This is a genomic window from Niallia sp. HCP3S3_B10 (assembly GCF_052064465.1).
Lineage (GTDB): Bacteria > Bacillota > Bacilli > Bacillales > Cytobacillaceae > Niallia > Niallia hominis.
In genome coordinates this window covers 1-6,485 of sequence record NZ_JBQHVO010000107.1, presented here as the reverse complement: position 1 = coordinate 6,485, position 6,485 = coordinate 1, and the positions used below count along the sequence as shown (strand labels likewise).

Annotated in this window: 1 protein-coding gene; it reads right to left on the bottom strand. The window is 37.5% G+C overall.

Going from position 1 to position 6,485, the window contains the following annotated elements:
* Positions 1-6,424, bottom strand: a 6,424-nt coding sequence (locus tag ACTNDN_RS24265) for an SDR family oxidoreductase (RefSeq protein ID WP_441132520.1), incomplete at its 3' end; no start/stop codon positions are given.
* Positions 6,425-6,485 lie beyond the last annotated feature (61 nt).

Genomic DNA, 6,485 nt, shown 5'->3' with positions numbered 1-6,485 from the left:
CCTTTCTGCTTAATTTTCCTTCACTATTCACTTCTGGCTCCTCTTCAGAAGCCTCATTTTGTGCATATATCTCCCATTCAAGATCACCATTTGTGCTTGGGTAAAGCGCAATATTAACCATTGTATTTTTATCTACTAATATGGGCTCTATCCATTCAACATTCTGTAAAACTAACGTAGTATCTTTCTTAACTGTCATGGAACGTTTTGCAGCAACTCTAATCATTTCTAGATGTGCTAATTCCGATAAATAATGATTATTTTCATTAACGGAATGGATGAAATCCTCTGTACCAGTAAAGATAGAACTGAACCGTTGTCCATTAAGATTCGATGTATTTTCATGAACTAAAGGATGAATGATACCATATTGGGATACTGATACCAAGGATTGCTTCATTTCAGTCGGAATCCAGTACTTCTCTTTCGCAAATGGATAAGTAGGAAGGTTGACTTTTTCAAATATATTATTTTTCAAGAGTATTTCACACGATAATTCATAGCCAAAACAGTAATACTCTGCCAATGCATAGAGAATTTCCTGGTATTCATTTAGACGACCTTCTACCCTATGGCTCTTCTCCATTAACTCTCCTATAGATTGAGAAATAGCAGGTTGAGCTACAAAATCCCTTGAGACGGTTCCCTTAAACAAATTCGGCACACTTCTATTACTTTCTGCTTGTCTGAATATATGAATAGCATCCTCTATATCGCTCACTACAACTGCACAGCGATGGCGAAAATGTTGTCTTCCTTCCATCAATGTATAGCTTATATTTGCCATTTCTGATGGTCGCATTTCCTTTTTTCGTTCAAACATCACTTTTATATCACGGATTTTCTGCTGTAATGATTCTGGTGTTTTTGCTGATAAGGTAAGCAAATAGTATGGCGGATGAATCTGATGCTCCTTTTCTTTTTCTTCCGGTACATAGCTTTGGACCACTACATGAGCATTTGTACCACTCATACCAAAAGAACTAACAGCACCAAGTCGCTTCTTTCCATCTCTATCCTTCCATTCCCTATTCGCTCTATTAACATAAAACGGACTGTTTTCCCAATGAATATAATCATTTGGTTGTTCACAATTGATACTTGCGGGAATCGTATCATGTTTTAATGACATAACTAGGCTAATAAGACTTACTATTCCAGATGCAGCCAGAGTATGCCCAATATTCGGCTTAACAGATGTTAATGCACAATAACTGCTTTCTTCTGTAAAATCTTTAAACGCCTCTGCCAGTGCATTAATTTCTACAGGATCCCCAAGTTTTGTCCCTGTTCCATGGGTAACGATATATTCCATTTCTTGTGGATTAATATTAAAACGATCATACACTTCTTTGATAAGCTTGCTTTGTGAGCTTCTACTTGGAGCTGTTATTCCGTTCGTCTTCCCATCGTAGTTAATGCCACTTCCCACGATCGTTGCGTAGATAGGATTACGGTCTGCTTCTGCCTTTGAAATTCTTTTTAATACCACAACAGCAATAGCCTCACCTGGTACCATTCCGTTTGCTCGTTTGTCAAAGGCATAACACCTTCCATCTTCTGAAAGCATTCCTGCTTTATACATACCGTTGTAACTTTCAGAAGTAATCATAAGATTAGCCCCTGCAACAATGGCAGTATCACATTCTCCATTTCGGAGGCTTTGACATGCTTGATGTATAGCTACAAGCCCAGAAGAACATGCCGTATTAATGGCCATATTGGGTCCATCTAGATTTAGGAAATAAGAAAGTCTTGCAGCCAGTATGGCATTATGATTTGAGGTAATACTTGCCTCATTATCAATCAACCGCTTATAATCTCCATCCTCGATTCCTACAAACATACCGACCTTGTCATTTTCAAATGATTTTGATCCGTAACCTGCATCTTCTAGTGCTTTCCACGTTTCCTCCAGTAATAACCTTTGTCTAGGATCCATGGTCTCCGCATCACGTGGTGATATTTCAAAAAATAGCGGGTCAAATTCATTCACACCTGACAGGACACCTGCTCTTTTGCGAATTGCCCCATCATTATCAATTTTATTTGTCTCCGACCACTCTGAGCGATCAAGTGGTATTTCACGGATTGTTTCTTTGCCCTCATATAGTATGGACCATAACTCGTCCACACTCTCAGCTTGTGGAAATCTACCACTTACTCCAATAATTGCTAAAGGTTCCTGTGTCTTTGAACTTACAAAATTATTTCCTGCACGTTTACGTCTTATCTTTCTACTACTATGTTCAGATATTTTATGCACTAAATTAGGGGCTTTCTGTGGTTCAGAACGAACTTCCTCATTCACATGATAAAATATCTCCATGTCTTTTACATATTCGTTTAGTAGGAATTTGCCTAATCTATCAATAGTTGGATATCCATAAAACACATCAGGTGTTATGTTTAAGTTATATCTATTACTTATATTGCTAGCAAATTCAGCTAAACTGATAGAATCAAATCCAAAGTCTGCAAGATTTTCTTTCGAATCCAGCTTTTCTTCTGGTATTTCGAGTGTTTGGCTAACTATGTTTTTTAATTCCCAAAGAACACACTGTTCTACAGTCCATCCCTTCATTAAAGGTTGCCTTCCTTTTCCTTGAGTAGGGATTATTTCGTTACCTTTTCCTTTGTCTTTCTTTATTGTATCTACTTGTGTAAATTTTTTATCATTATTTTCATCCAATTGGACGTTTAATTGTTGAGAATATAAGGGAGACTTGTTGGAATCCTTAGTCGTGCCTTTTAGTCCTCGTATTAAACTTACAACTTGTCCATATTCATCATAAAAGGATATATCCATCTCTAAGACATTTATTTCCGTATTTTTCATATGATGTATATAAATAATTCCCCAAGTAGTGTTGCCTGCTCCCGCAATAAACTCTGCTTCCTTCAAGCTCAATACATTTATGTCACACAGTCTGTTTTCACTAAATATATGAACAGCTTTAAAGCATGTATCAAGTATGTAGGGGTCAAATACCATTGATTCTTGAAAATCTTTATTTATAATCGAAGGAGTATGCCTAAACTTAATTAATAATTCTTTTCTTTCCCCACTGGAAATATTATCTTTTGTCCACAGTCCTTCAACTAGACTACTAAACTCTATAGTTCTGTCTATACCTTCCATTTGAGATGTATATAGACTATTTGGATACTGCTCATGTAAAACAGCTAGATTAAGGCACTGAGGTATAGTTATTTCCTTTATCATTGTCTTACCTTGGCTACCTACAATGTAACCTTCTTCACTTTCATCTTTTTCACTATATATTTGCCATTCTATTGTTTCGGAATCTTGTTCATACAAGGCAATATTTATCTGATTTGATTTCTCATTTATTGTAACTGGCTCATTCCAATTTATATCTTTTAATAAAAGGCTAGTGAGTTCATTGTTTAGATACAGCTTAGAGGCTAAACGTGCCATTTCTATGTGAGCCACATGTAATAAGATGCTTTCTCCCTCATTTTCACCGGCTTTCATAAAATGCTCTCGGCCATTAAACCATGAGCTAAAACGTTGGCTACTGATATCTGAGGTGTTCTGATGAAGGAGTGGATGTATCTTTCCACCCCTTAAAGTTGTGAGGTGTGTTTTTTCTGTATCAGTTATCCAATATTCCTCCTGCGCAAACGGATAAGTTGGCAGGCTAACTTTACTAATATCTACATTACTAAGAAGTTCATTACACGCGACTTCATAACCCAAGCAATAATATTCAGCCAACGCATAAAGATTTTCTTTATAGATTTTAGAATCACCTTCCAATTCTTTACATTCCTCTATTAAATCCTCTACAGTTCTTAATATGGCTGCCTGAATAGTAAAGTCTTTTGACATAATTCCTTTAAACCAGTTCTGACCACTTCCAGAATACCCCACTTCTCTAAATGTTCGAATGGCTTCTTCAGCATTCCTTACTACCACAGCACAGCGATGTGGAAAATGTTGTCTTCCTTCCATCAATGTATAGCTTATATTTGCTAATTCTGATCGTCGCATATCTGGTTTCCGCTCAAACATCACTTTTATATCGTGAATTTTTTGTTGTAACGCTTCTGAGGTCTTTGCTGATAAGGCCAGTAAATAATATGGTGGATGAGTCTGATGCTCCCTTTCTTTTCCTACCGAATCATAACTTTCGACTACTACATGAGCATTTGTACCACTCATGCCGAAAGAACTAACAGCACTAAGCCGTTTCTGTCCATCTCTATCCTTCCATTCCTTATTCGCTCTATTAACATAAAACGGACTATTTTCCCAGTGAATATAATCATTTAGTTGCTCACAATTGATACTTGCGGGAATCGTTTCGTGTTTTAATGACATGACTAGGCTAATAAGACTTACTATTCCAGATGCAGCCAGAGTATGCCCAATATTCGGCTTAACAGATGTCAGTGCACAATAACTGCTTTCTTCTGTAAAATCTTTAAACGCCTCTGCCAGTGCATTGATTTCTATCGGATCACCAAGCTTCGTCCCCGTTCCATGAGTAACGATATATTCCATATCTTGTGGATTAATAGTAAAGCGTTCATATATTTCTCTGATAAGCCTACTTTGTGAACTTCCGCTTGGAGCCGTTATTCCATTTGTCTTCCCATCATAATTGATTCCACTTCCCTTTATCGTTGCGTAGATGGGGTTGCGATCGGCTTCTGCTTTCGATAATCTTTTTAATACGACGACACCGATAGCCTCGCCTGGTACCATTCCATTTGCCCGTTTGTCAAAGGCATAACACTTACCATTTTCCGAAAGCATTCCTGCCTTATTCATACTATTGTAACTATAAGGAGTAATCATAAGATTCACTCCTGCAACAATAGCCGTATCACATTCTCCATTCCGAAGACTCTGACACGCTTGGTGTATAGCTACAAGCCCTGAAGAACATGCAGTATTGATAGCCATATTGGGTCCATCTAAATTCAATATATAGGAGAGTCTTGCAGCAAGAACAGCATTATTATTAGAAGTAACGCCACTATCACTACTATCCTTAGTAATAAACCTGTAATCTCCATCTTCTATTCCTACAAACATGCCTACCTTTTCATTTTCAAATGACTTCGATCCATAACCTGCATCCTCTAACGCATTCCAAGATTCCTGCAGTAGTAATCGCTGTCTTGGATCCATATGATTCGCTTCACGTGGTGCTATTCCAAAAAATAAAGGATCAAATTCTGCCGTCCCTGGCATTACTCCGAATTTTCCGCCTTTTCCATCACCTTCTATCCATTCGGTACGATTACGTGGCGCTTCTTGTATAACTTCTCTTCCCTCAACCAGTATTGACCATAATTCTTCTACACTTCGTGCCTCTGGAAATCTTCCACTTATCCCGATAATTGCTATAGGCTCCTCTTTTCTAACATAAGAAGTTGTTCTATTAAAATCATCACTTCTTATTTTTCTTCCCTTTCTTTTTATCTCTTTTCCTATTGTTACTGCAGCTTCTGCTTTCTCAAAGGAAACTTCCTCGTCCTCTTGATACAATTGTTTCATTTCATGAGTATAATGTTCTAATAAGTAATCAGTTAATCTTTCTATTGTTGGATAACTGAAAAATAAATCAGGTGTTATATTAATCTCGAAACAATTACTTAATGCTCTGGAAAATTCACCAAGACTTACAGAATCAAAGCCGAAATCTGCAAGATTCTCCTCAACACCCAGTTTCTCTTTAGATATCTTTAGAATCTGGCTAATGCTATCCTTTAATTCCCAAAGCAAACATTGCTCGATGGACCAATCCTTCATTTCCAATCGTCTACCTTTGCCTCGAGGAATCATAACTTCTTTCTTTTCTATTTCTGTCACTAATTCTGTATTTTCTTCTAATCCGAGAAACTTATATATTCTCTCCTTATTTCCAGTCATGACAAGGTGCTGGATATTCGTTTGTTGGAGCAAGCTCTCAAATATTTTTGTTCCTTCCTCGGACTCTAAAAATCTTTGTCCGCTGGACTTTAGATACATCTTGCTTCCTTCCTCATCAGCAAAGCCCATTCCTTCGCTCTTCCATAGCGGCCAGTTGATGACGACAGTCTTTCCAGTGTAATCTGCTTTATTACGATATGTCCCATAACTCATAAGGAATCTGTTTCCAACAGCGTAATCACCATTACCAAAATCCCCTAAGATGGCGGAACTGGAGGAAAAATAACACACGAAATCTAACTTTTCTCCCTGTAATGCTTCTTCAAGGGCAAGGGTTCCTTGTACTTTTGGTCCTAAACATTGAAGATAGTCTTCAACACTTTTCTTTAATATACTTCCCTTCCCTTCTATTCCTGCAGCATGAATAACACCATCTATTTTTCCAAAACGTTCTTTTCCAGCCTGAACTGCTTGTTTTAGCTGCTTTGAATCACACACATCTGCACTGAAATACACAACTTCAGCTCCTATGTCTCGCAATTCTTGAAGCTTGTCCCTCTTTGACTCCAAGCTACTA